Origin of the sequence: Arthrobacter sp. Y81 (assembly GCF_002929335.1) — a bacterium.
GTDB lineage: Bacteria > Actinomycetota > Actinomycetes > Actinomycetales > Micrococcaceae > Arthrobacter.
This window is the reverse complement of sequence record NZ_PJIL01000004.1, coordinates 244,035-262,248: the sequence shown is the minus strand read 5'-3', so window position 1 is coordinate 262,248 and position 18,214 is coordinate 244,035. Positions and strand designations below refer to the sequence as shown.

16 protein-coding genes are annotated in these 18,214 nt (G+C 65.4%); 7 read left to right on the top strand and 9 right to left on the bottom strand.

Annotation, left to right across the window (positions count from 1 at the left end):
• Positions 1-94 precede the first annotated feature (94 nt).
• Positions 95-1,039, bottom strand: coding sequence for a metallophosphoesterase (locus CXQ91_RS08190; RefSeq protein WP_104173414.1), 945 nt, complete (start codon positions 1,037-1,039; stop codon positions 95-97).
• A gap of 7 nt (positions 1,040-1,046) precedes the next feature.
• Positions 1,047-3,332 carry a transglycosylase domain-containing protein gene (locus CXQ91_RS08185; RefSeq protein WP_104173413.1) on the bottom strand — a complete coding sequence of 762 codons (2,286 nt, stop codon included), beginning with the start codon at positions 3,330-3,332 and terminating at the stop codon, positions 1,047-1,049.
• A gap of 37 nt (positions 3,333-3,369) precedes the next feature.
• Here CXQ91_RS08185 and CXQ91_RS08180 point away from each other — a divergent pair, with 37 nt between their 5' ends.
• The 3 genes from CXQ91_RS08180 to CXQ91_RS08170 are packed head-to-tail and all read left to right on the top strand — an operon-like array spanning position 3,370 to position 5,025.
• Positions 3,370-3,525 carry a DUF4177 domain-containing protein gene (locus CXQ91_RS08180; protein WP_011693223.1) on the top strand — a complete coding sequence of 52 codons (156 nt, stop codon included), beginning with the start codon at positions 3,370-3,372 and terminating at the stop codon, positions 3,523-3,525.
• A 2-nt stretch (positions 3,526-3,527) separates the two neighbouring features.
• Positions 3,528-4,097, top strand: coding sequence for a RidA family protein (locus CXQ91_RS08175; RefSeq protein WP_104173412.1), 570 nt, complete (start codon positions 3,528-3,530; stop codon positions 4,095-4,097).
• A gap of 16 nt (positions 4,098-4,113) precedes the next feature.
• Positions 4,114-5,025: an NUDIX hydrolase gene (locus CXQ91_RS08170; protein ID WP_104173411.1), complete on the top strand. Its 912-nt coding sequence runs from the start codon at positions 4,114-4,116 to the stop codon at positions 5,023-5,025.
• Between the two features lie 102 nt (positions 5,026-5,127).
• Here the strand turns inward: CXQ91_RS08170 and CXQ91_RS08165 are convergent, their stop codons facing one another.
• The gene (locus CXQ91_RS08165; protein ID WP_011693220.1) at positions 5,128-5,805 is read right to left on the bottom strand and encodes a Crp/Fnr family transcriptional regulator; all 678 of its coding nucleotides are present in this window, start codon (positions 5,803-5,805) and stop codon (positions 5,128-5,130) included.
• 271 nt (positions 5,806-6,076) lie between these two features.
• Here CXQ91_RS08165 and CXQ91_RS08160 point away from each other — a divergent pair, with 271 nt between their 5' ends.
• The gene (locus tag CXQ91_RS08160; protein ID WP_104173410.1) at positions 6,077-7,261 is read left to right on the top strand and encodes a MarP family serine protease; all 1,185 of its coding nucleotides are present in this window, start codon (positions 6,077-6,079) and stop codon (positions 7,259-7,261) included.
• A 56-nt stretch (positions 7,262-7,317) separates the two neighbouring features.
• On the opposite strand, the gene CXQ91_RS08155 is transcribed toward CXQ91_RS08160, so the two are convergent.
• Both CXQ91_RS08155 and aroQ read right to left on the bottom strand, forming a co-directional pair.
• On the bottom strand, positions 7,318-8,358 hold the full coding sequence (locus tag CXQ91_RS08155) for a DUF2332 domain-containing protein (RefSeq protein WP_104173409.1): 1,041 nt from the start codon (positions 8,356-8,358) through the stop codon (positions 7,318-7,320).
• Between the two features lies 1 nt (position 8,359).
• Positions 8,360-8,836 carry a type II 3-dehydroquinate dehydratase gene (aroQ, locus tag CXQ91_RS08150; RefSeq protein ID WP_104173408.1) on the bottom strand — a complete coding sequence of 159 codons (477 nt, stop codon included), beginning with the start codon at positions 8,834-8,836 and terminating at the stop codon, positions 8,360-8,362.
• 199 nt (positions 8,837-9,035) lie between these two features.
• On the opposite strand from aroQ, the gene CXQ91_RS08145 reads away from it, so the two are divergent.
• Positions 9,036-9,989, top strand: a complete 954-nt coding sequence (locus CXQ91_RS08145) for a hypothetical protein (RefSeq protein ID WP_104173407.1) — start codon at positions 9,036-9,038, stop codon at positions 9,987-9,989.
• A gap of 95 nt (positions 9,990-10,084) precedes the next feature.
• Here CXQ91_RS08145 and CXQ91_RS08140 read toward each other — a convergent pair whose 3' ends face one another.
• From CXQ91_RS08140 to CXQ91_RS08125, 4 genes are all read right to left on the bottom strand, one after another.
• Complete coding sequence (locus CXQ91_RS08140; RefSeq protein WP_104173406.1) at positions 10,085-12,277, bottom strand: alpha-galactosidase; 2,193 nt, start codon at positions 12,275-12,277, stop codon at positions 10,085-10,087.
• 164 nt (positions 12,278-12,441) lie between these two features.
• On the bottom strand, positions 12,442-13,782 hold the full coding sequence (locus CXQ91_RS08135; protein ID WP_104173405.1) for a sugar ABC transporter substrate-binding protein: 1,341 nt from the start codon (positions 13,780-13,782) through the stop codon (positions 12,442-12,444).
• Positions 13,783-13,831: 49 nt separating this feature from the next.
• Positions 13,832-14,761 carry a carbohydrate ABC transporter permease gene (locus CXQ91_RS08130; protein ID WP_104173404.1) on the bottom strand — a complete coding sequence of 310 codons (930 nt, stop codon included), beginning with the start codon at positions 14,759-14,761 and terminating at the stop codon, positions 13,832-13,834.
• Between the two features lie 12 nt (positions 14,762-14,773).
• A complete protein-coding gene (locus tag CXQ91_RS08125; RefSeq protein ID WP_104173403.1) occupies positions 14,774-15,730 on the bottom strand; it encodes a carbohydrate ABC transporter permease in 957 nt (318 codons plus the stop codon).
• Between the two features lie 215 nt (positions 15,731-15,945).
• On the opposite strand from CXQ91_RS08125, the gene CXQ91_RS08120 reads away from it, so the two are divergent.
• Together CXQ91_RS08120 and CXQ91_RS08115 are read left to right on the top strand one after the other, a co-directional pair.
• The gene (locus tag CXQ91_RS08120) at positions 15,946-17,148 is read left to right on the top strand and encodes a Gfo/Idh/MocA family protein (RefSeq protein ID WP_104173402.1); all 1,203 of its coding nucleotides are present in this window, start codon (positions 15,946-15,948) and stop codon (positions 17,146-17,148) included.
• Between the two features lie 5 nt (positions 17,149-17,153).
• Positions 17,154-18,182 (top strand): LacI family DNA-binding transcriptional regulator, encoded by a 1,029-nt coding sequence (locus CXQ91_RS08115; protein ID WP_181038822.1) that lies wholly within the window; start codon positions 17,154-17,156, stop codon positions 18,180-18,182.
• Positions 18,183-18,214: the final 32 nt, after the last annotated feature.

Genomic DNA, 18,214 nt, shown 5'->3' with positions numbered 1-18,214 from the left:
GCGGCGCGGGAATCTTGGCCAGTCATTGCGTTTCGCAATATGCCCCGGCCGCGGTTGAGCTGGTCCGCCCGGTGGTTGGGCTGGTCGAAACCCGTCAGGCCGCGGTCAGCGTCAGCAGCACGGCCTCAGGCCGGCAGGCGATGCGCACGGGTGCGAAGCGTGAGGTGCCGATCCCGCCGGAGACGTTGACCGGCGTCGTGCTTCCGTTGCTTTCCCAGTCGTTGAGGCCCTTGGCCCGCCATGTGGGGATGTCGCAGTTGGCCACCAGGGCGCCGTATCCGGGCACGCAGATCTGGCCGCCGTGGGTGTGGCCGGCCAGTAGCAGGTCCGCGCCGTCCTCGGTGAAGTGGTCCAGCACGCGCTGGTACGGGGCGTGGATGACCGCCACCCGAAGATGGGGCGTGGTGTCCTGGCCCTTGGTCCCGCGGGGCCAGCCGGCGTAGCGCTCCAGCTTCAGGTGGGGGTCGTCCACCCCGGAGAAATCGAAGCGCAGGCCGTTCAGCACCACGGACTGGTTGCGGTTGGTCAGGTCCACCCAGCCGGACATCCCGAAGTAGGAGCGCAGCCGCGGCCAGTCAAGCTCCACCCGATTCGTCTGGGCCTTTGAGGGACCCAGGAAGTAGGACGCAGGGTTCTTGAGGGCGGGCGCGAAGTAGTCGTTGGAGCCCGGCACGAACACGCCCGGATACTCCAGCAGCGGCGCCAGTGCCTTCAGCAGCGGGTCAATCGCCTTGACATGGCTGAGGTTGTCGCCGGTGTTGACCACCAGGTCCGGTTCCAGTTCCGCCAGCGAGGACAGCCATTGGGCCTTCCGGTCCTGCCCCGGGACAAAGTGGATGTCACTCAGGTGCAGGATCCGGAACGGTCCGAATCCGGCGGGAAGGATGGGCAGGGCTTCCTCACGGAGGACGAACTGGTTCTTTTCCCACAGTCCGTAGCCCGCCGTTGCCAGTCCTACAGCCGCGCCGGCCGCGGCGGTGACGGCAAAGCCGCGCCCGATGCTTCGGGCGCGGCTTGCCAGCGACGTTGCGTCCCCCATCCGAGCGCTACCCGTTGCCCTTGCCGTTGTCCTTGCTGGGCGCCGGCGAAGGACTGGAGGGTGCCGGCGCCGTGCTCTGCGTCGACGGTGTGGTCTGCCGCGTGGGCGCCCCGCCGATCATGTTGGACGGCGGTGCGGTGAACGGGTTGGTTCCGTACGCCGGAGCCACCTGGGACATGAAGTTGGAGAACATCGGGCCGGCGATCATGTAGCCGTCGATGCCCTTGTAGAACTTGCCGTTGATGGTGACGTTCTGGCCGGCACGCTTCTGGTCACCCAGGGGATCGCCGAACCAGGCCGCTGTGGCAAGGCCGGTGGTGTGGCCCACCACCCAGGTGGAGCCGTTGTTGTTGGAGGTACCGGTCTTCGCCGCGATGGGGAAGCTGGTCTTGGTCGAAATCCGGGGCTGGATAAGTGAACCGGATCCCTGGTTGAGCACTTCCTGGAGCGCATAGTTCACGCCGCGCGCGACTTCGGGTTTGAGGGCGTCCCGGCAGTTGGTGGACTGGGCCGGCAGCTGGGCGCCGGTCTGGTCCGTAACGGAGGTGATGGCGATCGGAGCGCAGTACTTGCCGTCATTGGAGAACGTGGCGAATGCGCTGGCCATGGTCAGCGGCGAAGTCTGCGTGGAGCCGAGCAGGTTGGCCAGGGTGAACATGTTGATCTTCGGCTGTGCCTCGACCACCTTGCCGGTGTCGTCCCGCTGGGGCAGCCCGGAGTGCAGTCCCACGGCGTCAACAATCTTCTGGATACCGCAGAAGTCCAGCTGCGCGGCCGAGGCGAACGTGATGGTGTTGATGGAGTTGTAAAGGCCCTGCAGCACCGACATCGAACGGTAGTAGCCATCCTCGGCGTTTTGCAGGTCATCCGCCGCACCGAGGCCCGCTTCCGCAGAGTTGTAGGCGCCTGTGGTCACGCCGCAGCTGTTCCGGAACTGGTAGCTCAGCGGGTACTTCCGCACGGCGCCGTTGACCACGGTGTTCATGGACTTGCCCTCGTTGAGCCACTCCGCAAACGTGAACGGCTTCATGGTGGAACCGGGCTGGAACCCGCCTAGACCGTTTAGGTCGTTGCCGTCTGCATCGAGGGTGTCCACGTTGAAGTTCTGTTCGGCCTGGAATTTGCCGTCCGAGGGCAGCCATACCGTGTTCTGGGCCATATTGGTGATCTTGCCGGTGTTCGGCTGGACCGACACCATGGAAGCGCCCCACTTGTCCGGGTTGGCGCCGGCAGCACCATCCACCTGGGCCTGCGCCGCGTTCTGGGCGTTCGGGTCAAGGGTGGTGGTGATGGTCAGGCCGCCGCGGAAGATCTTACGCTCGCGCTCGGTGGCATCGGCGCCGTAGGCGGGGTCGTTCAGCAGCAGGTGCAGGACGTAGTCACAGAAGTACGGGGCCGTGGAGGCGTAGGCGCAACCCTGGCGGGCGGGCGTGACCTTGGTTTCCACCGGTGTGGCCACAGCCGCCTCATAGTCGGCCTGGTTGATCTTGCCCTGGGTGTACATGGCGTTCAGCACCTGGTCGCGGCGGTTCTTCGCGTTGTCCGGGTTGGTGATGGGGTCGTAGAACGACGGGCTGTTGACCACACCGGCCAGCAGTGCGGCCTGGGGGAGCGTGAGGTCCTTGGCTGCGGTGCTGAAGAAGAACTTGGACGCGGCTTCGATGCCGTAGGCGTCCCGGTTGAAGAACACGATGTTGAGGTAGCCCTCGAGGATCTGCTCCTTGGTGAACTTCTTCTCCAGGGCGATGGCCAGCTTCATCTCGCGGAGCTTGTCTCCCACGCCCTTGTTGACGCCGTTGAGCTTGATGTCCTCGGTGTTGCCTTCGGCCTCGAGCGACGCGTTGATGACGTTGTTCACGTACTGCTGCGTGATGGTGGACGCGCCCTGCTTGTTGCCTCGGGCCGTGCTGACCAGCGCACGCATGATGCCCGTGGTGTCCACGCCGCCGTGCTCATAGAAGCGGCTGTCCTCGATGGCGATCACAGCGTCCTTGATGTATGGCGACATCTGGTCCAGAGAAACACGCGTGCGGTTTTCGGCATAAAGGTTGGCGATCAGGCTGCCGTCAGCGGCAAGGATCTTGGTGGACTGGCTGGGCGGATCTACCTGCAGCTCTGCCGGGAGAGTGTCGAAGAACTCGATGGAACCGCTGGCTGTGCTGCCGGAAACAGCCGCCGCCGGGACCAGCAGGCCTGCCACCAGGACACCACAAATCGCGCTCACGCCAAGGAAAGCAAGGATCTTTCCGAGGGTGGTGGCCGTGTCGAATAAAGGGTTCTTACCAGTCGCCATGTTTTCCACTTTACCGGCAAGGACTAGTCTTTAGCTCATGACCAAATGGGAGTACGCCACGATTCCGCTCATTATTCACGCCACGAAGCAGATCCTGGACCAGTGGGGAGAGGACGGCTGGGAGCTCGTCCAGGTCGTCACCGGTCCTGACGGCAACGGCCTCGTTGCCTACCTCAAGAGGGAGAAGCAGTAGTTATGACAAGCCCTGCAGGCACGGCTCCGGAAACCCCGGCCCACGCCGAAAATCCGGCCCCCGGCGCGGAAAACGGAGCGCCGGCATCCGCCGTCGAACAGCGGCTGGCCGAGCTGGGACTGGCCCTTCCGGAGGTCGCGGCCCCGGTGGCTGCCTACGTGCCGGCCATCATCTCCGGGAACCACGTTTACACCTCCGGACAGCTGCCCTTTATTAACGGCAAACTCGAAGCTACGGGCAAGGTGTCCACGGGCACTGAAGGCTTCGCGGACGAGCCCACGGTGTCTCCCGAAGACGCCAAGCGCTTTGCCGCAGTCTGTGCCGTCAATGCGCTTGCGGCCGTCAAGAGCGTGATCGGCGACCTCGACCGCATCACCCGGATCGTCAAGGTTGTTGGCTTTGTGGCCTCCGATCCGTCCTTTACGGGTCAGCCGGGAGTCATCAACGGCGCGTCGGAACTCCTGGGCAAAGTCCTGGGCGACGCCGGCCAGCACGCCCGCTCCGCCGTCGGCGTGTCGGTCCTGCCGCTGGACTCGCCGGTGGAAGTCGAACTGATCGCCGAATTTAGCTAAGGGCCGGTCACTTCCCTTGCCCCAGTTAGCCCGTCGCCTGTTTGTGCTGCCTCCCGATCTCGAGGGGGCAGCACAAAGCTGGCTCGAACACGGCGAGCGGACACCACGTGCCGCCCGTCCCGCTTCCTCCGTTGTCCTGCTGCGCGATGCGCCCACAGGACTGGAAACCTGGCTGGGCTACCGCCCTGGTTCTTCCCCGCTCGGTGTGCTCGCCTTTCCCGGCGGCTCCCTCGAGGCGTCCGACGACGACGCCGTGGGCTGGCTTGGCCCCACAGCGCAGCATTGGGCGGAGCAGATGGGAACGGACGACGTCGGGCTGGCGCGCCGCTACGTGGTGGGCGCCATCCGCGAACTCTTCGAGGAGACCGGCGTCCTGCTGGCCGGCCCGGACTTTTCCACCACGGTGGAAGCCACCTCCACCCCGGAATGGATGCGCGCCCGCGAAGCCGTGGCCAACCAGGAGAAATCCTTCACGGACGTCCTGGCCAAGCGCGGCCTGTCCATCCGCTCCGACCTGCTCAAACCGCTGGTCAACTGGCTCAGCCCGGACTTCACCCACCGCCGCTTCAACACCCGCTACTTCGCCGCCACCGTGCCCGTGAACCAGCAGCCCACCCTGCTGGGAAGCAAGGGCGTGTGGGGCCGCTGGGTCTGCGCCAGCAAGGTCATCGCCGAACGCGACACCACTGCCCTGGGCGACGAAGTGGGCCAGGAAAACACCACCGGCCTGAAGCTCGGCCAGCTGCTGGTGCCCGGTTCCGAAATCATGCTCGAGAAAATGGCCGCCGCCAACGGCTGCATCGCCTACCTGAGCTATAAGCGCAAGGCCCACGTGTACCAGCCGAAGCTGGTCGAAGAAAACGGCACCCTGATGCTCGAAGTCGAGGCCGCCAAGACGGTTGCCGGCGAGCCCCAGCGGGAGCGTTAACGACGCGCTATTTTCCTGAAGACACGCAAAGAGAATGGCGACACCCGGATCCGGGTGCCGCCATTCTCTTTATGGTTCGCAGCGTATTTTGCGCGTCCGGAACTAGCGGGAGCGCTGGCGGAGGCGCTGCATGTCCAGGATCACGACGGCGCGGGCTTCGAGGCGGAGCCAGCCGCGCTGCACGAACTCGGCCAGGGCCTTGTTCACGGTTTCGCGGGACGCACCCACCAGCTGGGCGAGTTCTTCCTGGGTGAGCTCGTGGGCCACCAGGACGCCGTCGGTTGCCGGGCGGCCGAAGCGGTCGGCCAGGTCCAGCAGTGCCTTGGCCACGCGGCCCGGAACGTCGGAGAACACGAGGTCCGAAAGGGAATCGTTGGTGCGGCGCAGACGGCGGGCCAGGGCCTGCAGCAGCTGGGCCGAAACTTCCGGGCGGGTGCGCAGCAGGGCGTTGAGGCTTTCGTTCTTCAGGCCGGCGAGGCGGGTCTCCGAGACGGCAGTTGCCGTGGCGGTGCGCGGGCTCGGGTCAAACAGTGCCATTTCGCCGAAGAGCTCGCCCGGGCCAAGGATGGCCAGCAGGGACTCGCGTCCGTCCGGGGACGTGCGGCCAAGCTTCACCTTGCCGGAGACGATGAAGTAGAGCTGATCACCCTGGTCGCCTTCACGGAAAACCGATGCTCCGCGTGACAGGTCCACCTCTGTGAGTTCGTCCGTGAGCAGTCGGAATGCTTCGTCGTCGAGCGTGGCAAATAAGGGTGCGCGGCGCAATACCTCGATGTCCATGAAATCTCCTGAGTAAATGTGTCGGCTGGGGCGCTTCAGCCATTGTTTCAGAATTTTGAAGCTTCTGTGACGTACTTGGCACGCGAAACGCCTGAAACGGGGCCCTGGAGGCCCTTCCCGGGCTGAACCGGGCCTACCGGAGCTGGCTTTGGGAGGGTTTTGCACAGCGTTTGGGAGCGTCTTGCGGGTTGCGCCCGGGTCCGCCCGTCGTCGGCAAACTGTCAGGCTTCGCCACTAGAATTGGGGCTTACCTGTTTCGTGAGGAGCCCGTGTGTTCGGCTTGACCATCTTGGACCTGGCCTTGATCCTGACGCTGCTGTCCTACCTGATCTATGGCCTTCGCAATGGCTTCCTGGTGACGCTTGGCGGCATCGCCGGGTTTGTTGTCGGCGCCGTGGCCGCCTTCGTGTCCGTGCCGATCGTCAGCAACCTCGTGGAGGACAGCGGCTGGAGGCTCACCGCGATTGTGGCTACCGCCGTCGTGCTGATGGTCCTGGGGCATGCGCTGGGAACCATGATCGGCCGCAAAATCCGCAGTGCCGTGCGGATCCAGCCGCTGCGGGCCATGGACCGCGTGGTGGGCGGCGGCGTCAACGTGGTGGTGGCCGCACTGGTCATGTCCATGCTGTCCTTCAGCATCAGCGCGCTGGGCGTTCCGTTTGTGTCCCAGCAGTTGGCGGAGTCCAAGGTCATCCGCTTCATCGACGGCCTCACCCCCGTGCCGGTGAAAACGGCCGTGGCGCAGCTGCGCTCCACGGTGATCGGTGACGGCATTCCCACGCTCATCGAGGGTCTCGGCCAGGGCCAGCAGGTGGCCGTTCCCAACGCGAACACCGACACGCCGGCCCTGAACCGGGCGGGGGAGTCGGTCCTGAAAATCGCCGGTACTGCCTACCAGTGCGGCCAGAACCAGACCGGGAGCGGCTTCGTGGTGTCGCCGGGGCGCGTTGTGACCAACGCCCATGTGGTGGCGGGCGTGTCGCAGCCCGTGGTCGAGATCCCCGGCGGAGGAGCCATGCCAGGCAGGGTGGTCTACTTCGACAGCCAGCACGACCTTGCCATCCTTGCCGTTGACGGCCTGCCGTCGTCCCCGCTCCAGCTGAGCGCCGACCTGCCAGCCGGCAGCCCGGCCGCTTTCGCCGGCTACCCGCACGGCGGGCCGTTCCAGTCCAAACCGGCCACAGTGCAGGACATCGCCACTGTCCTCGTGCCGGACATCTACGGCAACAATGCGGCATCCGAAGACGTCTACCGGCTTGCCGGCGATGTCCAGCCGGGCAACTCGGGCGGGCCGCTCCTGACCACCGACGGCTTGGTCGCCGGTGTGATATTCGCCAAGGCCACCTCGGATGCCGACATGGGCTTCGCCATCACCATGGACGATCTTGGACCGGTCGCTGCCCAGGCAGCGGGTCTGAGCAGTGCCGTGTCGTCCGGGCAGTGCATCCAGAAGTAGCAGCGCGTCCAGAAGTAGCTGGGCCACCGGATATGGCAGCGCTGCCGCCGCTGCGCCTAGAGCCACTCCAGGCTTTGGCCGTGCGGTCCGGCGATGGCCGCCGGAACTCCGTCCTGGAGCAGCAGGAAGCGGCCCCGCAGCCGGGCCTCATCCATCTCCGGCACCACTACCGAGCCGTCCGCCTGGGCGATCACCGTGTGGCCTTCATTGGACAACCAGTGGCAACCGCGCTCTGCCGCCAGCCTGCCGATCGTCGCCCTGAACGCTTGCCGCTCCGAGGCGTCCAGGTAGGCCATCACGGCACTGTGGAACACCACCAGGGCTGCATCGGAGGGTGCTTGGGCCGCCAGGGCAACGAGCTGTTCGTTCAGGTCACCTGCCACCAGGAGCGGCGGGTCCTGCTGCGCTACGGCGATGGCCCGGCGGAGCCGGTCGCGGCGGAAGTCCTGCTCGGGCCAGATGAGGGCCTCCAGCCAGGCGACGTCGTCGGGATTGCTGATGTCGAGGGGGCTCAGGTCGATTCCGGCCCGCCACACCACCTCGGGGAGTTCCGTGGGGAGCGGGACGGCACCTGACACCGTGCACCGCAGGACGGGCGGTCCGTCCGCCGCTGGCCGGGCATCCGGGCCCGGAGCCAGCCGCGTGACGGACGTGCCGTCGTCGTACTCGTAGGCATATTTGTCCGGAAACAGCGCCAGGCCGGCCGACGCTCCCACCTCGATCAGGGCGAGCGGACGGCCTTCGGCCGCGGCGATGCCGGCGAGGGACGGCAGCAGGGTGGCGCAGCGGCCTGCCTCGTTGGTCTGGGTGGCGCGGGAGAGCACAATCCTGGTGACCTCGTCCCAGCGGGCCAGCAGGAACTCGCGGAATTCGGGGTACGGAGTGATTCCGGCGCCGAGGAAGCGCGCGGCGGCCAGGATCAGCAGGGGCTGACGCTTGTTGTGCGGCCATTCATCGATGCGGCGGATCAGTCCGGGATCGCCGGCGATTCCCAGCGACCATTCGGCGTAGCAAGGGGAGGAACCCGGCGCGTCAACAGTGCCGAAGTTCCGGTACCAGTCCGCCGTGCCCGCCTTCCCCGCACCGGCGGATGGCATCTCAGGCCTTGCCGGCATGCAGCTCTGCGAGGTATTCGACGGCGAAGCGGTAGCCCATGACGCCGGCGCCGGCGATCACGGCCTCGCTGATGTCCGAGAGGTAGGAGTGGTGCCGGAACTCCTCGCGGGCGTGCACGTTGGTGATGTGAACCTCCACGGCCGGCACCTGCACTGCGGAGATGGCATCGCGGATGGCTACGGACGTGTGCGTGTACGCTCCGGCGTTGAGGACGATGCCGATGGCCTTGCCCCGCGCGGCGTGGATCGCATCAACCAGCGCACCCTCGTGGTTGGACTGGAAGCATTCAACCTCCACGCCGTGGGCCGCACCGGCGTCCTTGGCGAGCTGTTCGACGTCGGCCAGGGTTGCCGTGCCGTACTTCTCCGGCTCTCGGGTTCCCAGCAGGTTCAGGTTGGGCCCGTTGAGGACCAGGATGGTGCCGCGGCCGGCATCGGTGGCGGGGGAGGCTTCAGTCATGTGTGCCAATCTATCGCTTTGCGTGCTGTGCGCGTTGTTCTTTACGGCTGCCTGAGCGGGCGGGCCACAGCACGCGGGCGTAGGCCAGCCTGCGCCTCTGGCCACCCGTTGTGGCGGTGCCTACACTTGAAGGACCATCGTGCGGAGCTCCCGTACCGGTCAGCTCGCGCGGAAAGCCCGATCTGGAGAGAGCGTCATCATGCGCCGGAAAAATGAGGATTCAGGACAAACAATTCGCCGTGCCGCCGTGGGACTCGTGGCCCTTGCGGCACTCTTAATCCCGGCGCCCGTGGCGTCTGCCGGGCCGCCGTCAGCAAACGGCCATGACAAGGTGATTGAACTTCCGGGGGCCTCATCCGCCGAAGGCATTGCCGAGGGGAAAGGCACAACCTTCTTCGCCGGGGACCTCTTCAAGGGGGACATTTTCCGCGGCGATATCCGCAGGGGCACCGCCAGGCTCTACATAGACGTACCCGATGGCCGGATGGCAGTGGGCATGAAAGTGGATGTGGAGAACGACCTGCTCTTCGTGGCCGGGGGCGCCACCGGACAGGCCTATGTCTACGACACTGACACGCGAAAGACCGTGGCCACCTACCAGCTGACCGGGGATCCTGCCTTCATCAACGACGTCGCGGTCACGGACGACGGGGCCTGGTTCACCAACTCCACGAAGGGCGAGCTGTACTTTGTCCCGGTGGATCGCCACGGCAAACCGGGCGACGCCGTCAAAACACTCACGCTGACCGGCCCGGCGGCAGAGACTCCCGAGGCCTTCAACCTCAACGGCATCGCGGCCGTCCGTGGCGTACGGACACTGATCGTGGCACACACCGCCAACCAGGCCCTGTACACGGTGGACCCGGACTCGGGTGCCAGTGCTGACATCACCGGTGACAGCCTGCCGTACGTGGACGGCATTGTGGTGAAGGGGAACACCCTCTGGGCGGTACAGAACATGATCAACCAGGTCAGCCGCGTCCGCCTGGACTCCCGGCTGGACTCCTTCGAGGTCAGGGACGTCATCACCAGCCCCGACTTCCAGATCCCGACGACGGCGGCAGTGTTTGGCGATACGCTCGCCGCGGTCAACGCGAAGTTCGGAGTTCCCGGGGCCAGCAAGTACGAAGTGGTCCTCGTCGATGCCCGCTAAGTGAGCCTGAGGGCAGAAAAGCCTGCCGGCCGGGTGGTTACCCGGCCGGCAGGCTTTTGTGGAAACGGCGAAGCCGTGACCTGCGCGGCGGTGACTTACGCGGCGGTGAAGCGCAGGAGCAGCGCGTGCTCCGGGTTGAGGACGGGCATCGGCAGGCCCACCTCGGCCAGGAACCGGCCGCTGGCTTCTGCTCCGGCGGCCAGCCACGCCGGCGGCTGCACCTGCGTGAAGTTGTGCGCATAGTCGGCGTCGCCCGGCGTCGGGAAGATGGCCTCCACGCGGTAGTTGCCCTCCGGTTCGAGTCCCGGCACGGCGATGCGTCCCGGCTGCTCGGCAAAAGCGGTCTTGGTGCTAACCAAGGTGAACAGGGCGGCAGTTTCACCCGGTGCGGCGGGACGCTGCGAAACCACACCATGGAACATCAGCGAATCCTCGGCCACGTCCGCGTGGACCATCCGGCCTGAGTGGATGAGGCCGCGGTGCTCCTTGTAGATGCCGATGAAGCGCTTGAGCTCTTCCCGCTCGGCGCCGTGGACCTGGCGGACGTCCCATTCCAGGCCGAAGTGGCCGAACAGGGCAGTGAGTGCGCGGAACGAAACGTCGTGCGTGCGGGCCGTGGTGTGGGACGTGGTGGGGCCGATGTGGCCGCCCACCAGTTCCGGCGGTACCACGAGCCCGGTCCAGCGCTGGATGGTCTGGCGTTCCAGGGCATCGTTGCAGTCCGAGCCCCAGATCCGGTCGGTCCGTTCCAGGATGCCCAGGTCCACGCGTGCGCCGCCGGAGGAGCAACTTTCAATCTCGATGCCCGGGTGGGCCTTCTTGAGTTCGTCGAACAGCCGGTAGGCCGCGAGGGTCTGTTCATGGACGGAGGATCGCCCGGCGTGGCCGTGCTCGGTCAGGTCCCGGTTCTGGTCCCACTTCAGGTAGCTGATGTTGTTTTCGCGGAGCAGGGCGTCGATGCGGTCGAAGATGTACTGCCAGGCCTCGGGGTTGACCAGGTCAATGATGTGCTGGTGGCGCCACGCCAGCGGCAGCCGGCCGCCGTCCTTGTGCGACAGCGCGGAGGGGCCGACGATCCACTCCGGATGGGCGCGCGCGATGTCGGAGTCAAGGTTGATCATCTCCGGCTCGACCCAGAGGCCGAACTCCATGCCCCGGGAGGTGACGGCATCGATCAGCGGGGTCAGGCCGGCGGGCCACAGGCCTTCGTCGACGTACCAGTCGCCCAGTCCGGCCTGATCGTTCCGGCGGCCGCGGAACCAGCCGTCGTCGAGGACGAAGCGCTCCACGCCCAGGTCCGCCGCGGAATCTGCCAGTTCGATCAGCGTGTCGAGGTCGTGGTTGAAGTAGACGGCTTCCCATACATTCAGCACCACCGGGCGGGCCTTGCCGGATCCGGCCTTGGCGGTAGCTGCAGGTAACACATGGTGCGGCCGGTTCCTGAACCAGCTGTAGAAGGCTTCGCTGATGCCGTCCAGGCCGCGGTCCGAGTACGCCGCGAAGAGCGCGGGAGTGGTGTAGCTGCCGTTCGGCTGGAGGACGACTTCGGCCGGGCCCAGCAATTCGGAGCCGCCGATCATTGTACGTCCGTCCGCGATGCTATCCGCGAACTGTTCGTGGTTGCCGCTCCAGGCAAGGTGGGTGGCCCAGACCTTGCCGTGGCGGTTGCCGAAGCCTGCCGTGCCAGCGGCCAGCAGCAGGGAGGAGTCGTGGCCGGTGCGTCCGTGCCGGCCGGTCCGCACCCAGGTGCCCTGCTGGATGGCCCGGCGCTGCGGGTGGCGTTCACGGCACCAGCGGCCGGTCAGGTCAAGGAGTTCGACGGCGTCAGGAGCCACCGGCAGCACGGTGGCCAGTTCGTCGAGCTGAAAGGGTGATGTGCCGGTGTTGGTGACGGTGTGGCGCATTTCCAGCAGGCCGCCGTCGTGCAGTTCCAGGGTGGACTCCACGGTGATGCCGGCATCAGGATCGGACTGAAGAATGACGGCGGAATTTTCGCCGAATTCGACGGCCGAAGCGCGGAGGCGGACGGAGAAGTCGTAGCCGGGAACGCCGTCGGCGATCCGGTGCCCGCGCAGTGCCGGGCGTCCGCGCCAGCTGGAGGATGCCTGCGGCAGCAGCCCGGCAGGGACGGTGGCGTCGATGGCTGAATTGGGGATAGCTTCGCCGAGGATGGCCAGATCAGGGAGTGAAGCGCCCAGATCGGCGCCCCAGTGAATGACCTCGGCCTCCCCGCTGTCGAAGCTGATCACCAGGCTGGTGCCGGCGGAGCGGAGGTGCAGGGGATTCATAGGGCGTTCTCTTTCGTTGTGACGGTCAGCGTATGTGACGCTGCTCCGTCGGATTCTTCTGAATGTGGTGTTGGGTTCCCCCGGGTGCCGCTGCTTCGCGAGGAAGAAACAGCGGCACCCGGGGGTGTGGCTGCGACCACTTACGCAGCCACGTCAGGTTCGGCCTACTTGAAGAGGGCGTTCACCTGGTTGTTGGCTTCGGTCAAGGAGCTGGCAGGCTTCTTGCCGGAGAGCACGGCGTCCATCGCAGGCTTCATGATGCCATCAACTTTGGCCGCTTTGTCCGCGATGGGGAAGAGGAAGGTGGTGCCTTCCTTGACGTGCGTGGTGAAGGCCGAGACATCGGTGCCCTTGGCCTTGAACGCCTCGGCTGCCTTCTCGGAGGAGCTGGTGATGGCGGGGAAGACTACGGCCTTGGAGGCCACAACGTCCTGGCAATCGGTGGAGGCGAGGTATTCAACCCACTTGACGGATGCAGCCGGGTTCTTGGTGCCGGCCCAGATGGAGTCGGCCAGGCCGTTGAACATGCTGGCGCGCTTGCCGTCGGGGCCCTTGGGGGTGGGGGCGAACGCGGTTTTCACGCCCTTGTAGCTCTGGTACTGGCCGATCAGCCAGTCGCCGGTGGTGTTGATGGCGGCCTTGCCGGCACCAAAGTTGTCGGCAAGGCTGGCGCCGACAGTGGTTTCCAGCTTGGGCATGTAGCCCTTCTCGACGAGGCCGGCCCACCAGGCGATGGTTTCCTGGAACTTGGGGTCGTCGTAGTTGAACTTGGTGCCCCAGGGGTTCTTGTCCGTGTGGGTCCATCCCGTGGTGGCACTCAGGAAGCTCCACTCGGTCTGGCCCTGGCCGGAGCCGCTGCCTGCCAGGCCCAGGCCGTAGGTGGCCACGTTGTTCTTGTCGAAGCCCGCTTCGTCGCCGCGCACGCCGTTCTTGTCCACGGTCAGGTGGGCGATGGTCTTCTCGTAGCTGCCGCCGTCGGAGGGGTTCCAGTCCAGGCTGGCCATGTCTTCGGCGCTGATGCCGGCAGAGTCGGTCAGGGCCGTGTTGTAGAACAGGCCTACGGTGTCCCAGTCCTTGGGCAGGCCGTAGCGCTTGCCGTCCTGGCCGACCCAGAGCTCGGGGAGGCCCTTGGTGTAGCTGTCCAGCTTGATGCCATCCTTGGAGACGGCGTCATCGAGGGAGAGAAGCTGCTTCTTTGCGGCGTATTCGGGGTACTTCGAGAGGTGGTTGGTGAAGACATCAGGGGCGGTGCCGGCGACGAAGCCGTTGGTGAGCGTGGTCCAGTAGTCGTCCCAGCCGCGCTGGGTGATCTTGACCTTGATGTCCGGGTTGGCCTTGGTGAAGTCGTCTGCACACTGCTGGTAGGCGGGGAGCTGGTTGGCGTCCCACAGCCAGTAGTTGATCTCGCCCTTGGCTTCGCTGGAGGCGGGACTTCCGCCGCCGCAGGCCGAGAGGGAGAGCGCGATGGCTGCGGCGACAGCTGCGGCGCCGATGGTTTTCTTCATGATGGACCTTTCGAGGGTGTTTCAGGGGAGGGGGTGAAAGTGAAGGGGATTACTTGATGCCGGAGAAGCCGATGGAGTTCACTACCTTCTTGCCGAAGGCGATGAACAGCAGCAGCACCGGGATGGCGGCCACCAGGGTTGCGGCCATCAGTCCGGTCCAGTCAGGGGCGCCCTGCGGGGACTGGGACTTGAAGACGCCCAGGCCGACGGTGAGGACACGGACGCTTTCGTCCTGGCCCACCAGCAGCGGCCAGAAGTACTCGTTCCACTGGCCGATGAACGTCAGCAGGGCCAGGGTGGCCAGGGGTGCGGCGGCGTTGGGGAGGACGATCTGGAAGAAGATACGGAGGTGCTTGGCGCCGTCGAGCATGGCGGCTTCCTCGACTTCCCGGGACATGCTGAGGAAGAACTGTCGCAGGAAGAAGATGGCGAACGGGGTCATGAACAGGAACGGCAGCGTCATGCCGGCGAACGTGTTGAGCAGCCCCAGGTTCTTGATCATGAGGAAGTTGGGCAGCGCGGTGAAGATCGGCGGGACCATCATCGTGGCCAGGAAGAGGCTGAACACCACGTTCCGTCCGGGCCAGCGGAGCCGGGAGAAGGCGTAGGCGGCCATCGCACTGAAGAAGACCTGTCCGGCGGTGGTGACGGTGGCGAAGATGACCGAGTTCCGCAGGTAGAGCCAGAAGTTGATCGCTGCTCCCGAGCCTCCTTCCGCGATGGCCTCTTCCGGGGTCTGCATCCCGAGGACCCGTTTGAAGGCGCCGAGGCTGAAGTCCGCGGGGAGCAGGTTGCCCGCGTTGGCTGCCAGGGAATGGTTGCTCGACAGCGCCGTCCGCAGCATCCAGAGGAAGGGCGCCACGGTGACAGCTACGGCGACGGCCACGAGGGCCCAGGCTCCGACGCGGCGCCAGTTGACCGGCTTCTTGACGGGAACGATGTTGACGGACTTCTTGCGGGTAAGTGTTGAGGTGCTCATGGCTGGGGTTCCTTAGTCCAGATCCGATTCGTTGCCCTTGAGGAACTTCATTTGCACGAAGGCCACCAGGGCAAGAATGAGGAAGAGAATGACGGACAGTGCCGAGGCGTAGCCGAAGTCCGATTCGCCGAAGGCCTTTTGGTAGATGTACATCTGGATGACGCGGGAGGCGTTGATGGGGCCGCCGGCGGTGGTGACGGCCACCGTGTCGAACACCTGGAAGGACCCGATCACGGTGACCACCAGCACGAGCACCATGACAGGGCGCAGGAGCGGCATGGTGATGCTCCAGAAGGTCCGGGTGGCGGATGAGCCGTCGAGCGATGCAACCTCGTAGACGTGGTTGGGGATCGACTGGAGCCCGGCGAAGATCAGCAGGGCGGTGTAGCCCATGTGGCGCCAGACGTTGACGGCGGCGATGGTGGGAATGGCCCACTGCTCGCTGCCGAAGAAGGCGATGCGCGGCAGGCCCATCCAGTTGATGATTTCGTTGACGATGCCCATCTGGTAGTCGAGCATCCAGAACCACAGGAGGGCGACGATCACGTTCGCCACGAGGAAGGGAAGCAGCAGCGCGCCCCGGATAAAGGTGGACTTTGCCACCCGGTGCATCAGGAGTGCCAGTCCGAGGGCGATCAGGGTCTGGAATCCGATGTTCAGCCCGACGTACTGGACGGTGACTGCCATGGCGTTCCAGAACAGTTCATCGCCGAGCATGGCGGTGTAGTTCTTCATACCGATCCAGGTGGGCTCACCCAGGATGCTGTACTCGGTAAAGCTGAGGTAGACGCCCCGGATGGTGGGGATCAAATAAAAGAGAACAAACCCGATCATCGCCGGGAAGATGAAGAACAGTGCCACCTTCAAGTCGCCGAGGCGGTGGATGAGGCTCTTCTGGACAGGTTTCGCTGCCTTGGGGCGGCGGGCCCGTGCTGCCGGGTCCTGTTGCTGCTTGGTAAGGGTGGTCATCTTCGACCCTTTCCTGACTGTGATGTGGGTAACAACTGGATAGAAATCTACACGAGTAGATTTGGTAGAGCAAGCCTTATCTCTTGAAAACATTGAAAGTTACCTTTGAAACGTTCTCAATCTGTTGACTCGAGTAGATTGCGGTGAAAGACTTTCGGCAGGCCCGCACGGGGCTCTTCATGCCCGGACCTGCGGGCAACCAGGAAAGGTAATCAATGACGTTTTCTATCGGAGTCGTCGGCGTCGGACAGTTCGGCGGCCACTTTGCCCACCTCTTCAAGCTCCACCCGGGCGTGAGCGAGGTTTATGTCGTTGACGAGCGGCCGGAACGCGCCGCCGCCGCGCTGGAGCACTGGGGGCTCGACGGCACCAAGGCGAGCTTCGAGGAGCTGCTGGCGTCCGACGTCGACGCCGTCGCCATTTTTACGCAGCGCTGGACCCACGGGCCGCTGGTGGAGCAGGCGCTGCGCGCCGGCAAGCATGTCTACTCCGCTGTCCCCATGGCTGTTTCGGAAGACGAGATCGAACGCATCATCGAGGCCGTGAAGGAAACCGGGCTCGTCTACGCCATGGGCGAGACAAGCTACTACAACCCGGCCACGGTCTACGCGCGCAACCAGCACGCCGCCGGCAAGTTCGGCCGGATCTTCTATAGCGAGGGCGACTACGTCCACGACATGGACCTCGGCTTCTATGACGCCTACCAGTACAGCGGCGGAGACGCATGGAAGGCGACGGCGAGCTACCCGCCGATGCTGTACCCCACCCACGCAATCGGCGGTGTCCTGGGTGCCCTGCCCGCCCACGCGGTCAGTGTCAGCTGCATCGGCGTCAAGGACGACCGGGGGGACGGTGTCTTCGACAGGGACGTGAGCATGTTCGACAACGACTTCTCCAACGCCACGGCGCTTTTTGAACTGAACGACGGCGGTGCCATGCGCACCAACGAGATGCGCCGCGTCGGCTACCCGTCCCACATCCGGGAGTCGCGGTTCCGTTTCTTCGGCACCGAAGCCAGCTTCGAGCAGCTCGCCAAGGTCACGGTGTGGCAGGACAAGGAGAATGTCCACGACATCTCTGAACAGGTGGAGACCAAGCCCAGCATCCCGCTCGATGACCCGTCGTTGGCGGACGTCGCACCCGAACTGCGGGACGCCTTCATCTCCGGCCTTGCTCCCGTACACGACCGCAGCCGCCTGCCGGAGGAATTCCGTGGCGCCCCGAACGGGCACGAGGGAAGCCACCAGTTCCTGGTGGACGACTTTGTGACCGCGGTCAACGAAGGGACGCTCCCGCCCATCAATGCCTGGGTTGCCGCGCGGTTCACCCTTCCCGGGATCGTGGCGCACGCCTCGGCCCAACGGAACGGCGAACGCCTTCCCATCCGCGACTTTGGCGACGCACCGCAGGGTGGATAGCTAGCATGTACTCCATGACCACTTCCGCAACCCACCCGCCCCGAAGCCCGGTAACCCGCAAGGATGTTGCCCGCTATGCAGGCGTGAGCACGGCTGTGGTCAGTTACGTCGTGAACGGCGGGCCCAAACGGGTTGCGCCGGCCACTGAGGCGAAGGTCCAGGACGCAATCCGCGTCCTGGGCTACCGCCCCAACGCCGCCGCACGCGCGCTGAAACTAGGGTCCAGTGAGACCATCGGCCTGATCATTCCGGACAACAGCAACCCATTCTTTTCATTGCTGGCCCACGCTGTGGAGGACGCCGCCGCTGACCGCGGATTCGCGCTGTTCCTGACGAACTCAGACGGCAGTGTGGCGAAGGAACGCCGGAACATCCGCAACCTGGCAGCCCGCCAGGTGGACGGAGTGGTGCTGGCCAGTGTCCTTTTTGAACCTGACCTGGCGGACCTCGAATCGGCGGAGATCCCCTCGGTCCTGCTCAACCACGGCGGCGAATCGCCCGGTTTCAACAGCGTGGGCGTGGATCTGGCCGCCGGAGCCAAGATCGGGGTGGAGCACCTGATCGGCCACGGCCACACCAACATCGCACTGGCCATGGGTTCCAACGTCTCCAACGAGTTCGACGGACGTGAGCAGGGCTGGCTTCAGGCCCTGGCCGGCGCTGGGTTGCCGGAGGGCCCCGTTGTCCGCGGAGAATTCACCCGCGAGGGCGGCTACAAGGCGGGGCAGCGCCTGGTCGCTTCGGCAGGCCGCCCCACGGCTGTTTTTGCGAGCTCGGACATGCAGGCCATCGGGATCCTCCGGGCCCTGCACGAAGCCGGCATCTCCGTGCCGCAGGACATGGCGCTGACGTCCTTCGACGGTTCGGCAGAGGCGGAATTCAGCTGGCCCGCGCTGACCACGGTGGAGCAGCCCGTGCGCGCCATGGCCGAGGCGGCCGTCAGTGCGTTGGTGGGGGAGACGAAGGGCAGCCCGCCAGAACACAGGCTGTTCCCCACGAAACTGCGCATCAGGCAGTCCTGCGGCTGCCCCTAGGCTGCCACCGGGCAGTCGGGCGGCCGACCCGC

Bases quoted from the DNA above. Each gene is read 5' to 3' on its own strand.
- CXQ91_RS08140 (WP_104173406.1), bottom strand. From the start codon at position 12,277: ATGAATCCCCTGCACCTCCGCTCCGCCGGCACCAGCCTGGTGATCAGC.
- CXQ91_RS08175 (WP_104173412.1), top strand. From the start codon at position 3,528: ATGACAAGCCCTGCAGGCACGGCTCCGGAAACCCCGGCCCACGCCGAA.
- CXQ91_RS08125 (WP_104173403.1), bottom strand. From the start codon at position 15,730: ATGACCACCCTTACCAAGCAGCAACAGGACCCGGCAGCACGGGCCCGC.
- CXQ91_RS08180 (WP_011693223.1), top strand. From the start codon at position 3,370: ATGACCAAATGGGAGTACGCCACGATTCCGCTCATTATTCACGCCACG.
- CXQ91_RS08145 (WP_104173407.1), top strand. From the start codon at position 9,036: ATGCGCCGGAAAAATGAGGATTCAGGACAAACAATTCGCCGTGCCGCC.
- aroQ (WP_104173408.1), bottom strand. From the start codon at position 8,836: ATGACTGAAGCCTCCCCCGCCACCGATGCCGGCCGCGGCACCATCCTG.
- CXQ91_RS08155 (WP_104173409.1), bottom strand. From the start codon at position 8,358: ATGCCATCCGCCGGTGCGGGGAAGGCGGGCACGGCGGACTGGTACCGG.
- CXQ91_RS08120 (WP_104173402.1), top strand. From the start codon at position 15,946: ATGACGTTTTCTATCGGAGTCGTCGGCGTCGGACAGTTCGGCGGCCAC.
- CXQ91_RS08115 (WP_181038822.1), top strand. From the start codon at position 17,154: ATGTACTCCATGACCACTTCCGCAACCCACCCGCCCCGAAGCCCGGTA.
- CXQ91_RS08190 (WP_104173414.1), bottom strand. From the start codon at position 1,039: ATGGGGGACGCAACGTCGCTGGCAAGCCGCGCCCGAAGCATCGGGCGC.
- CXQ91_RS08165 (WP_011693220.1), bottom strand. From the start codon at position 5,805: ATGGACATCGAGGTATTGCGCCGCGCACCCTTATTTGCCACGCTCGAC.
- CXQ91_RS08130 (WP_104173404.1), bottom strand. From the start codon at position 14,761: ATGAGCACCTCAACACTTACCCGCAAGAAGTCCGTCAACATCGTTCCC.
- CXQ91_RS08185 (WP_104173413.1), bottom strand. From the start codon at position 3,332: ATGGCGACTGGTAAGAACCCTTTATTCGACACGGCCACCACCCTCGGA.
- CXQ91_RS08135 (WP_104173405.1), bottom strand. From the start codon at position 13,782: ATGAAGAAAACCATCGGCGCCGCAGCTGTCGCCGCAGCCATCGCGCTC.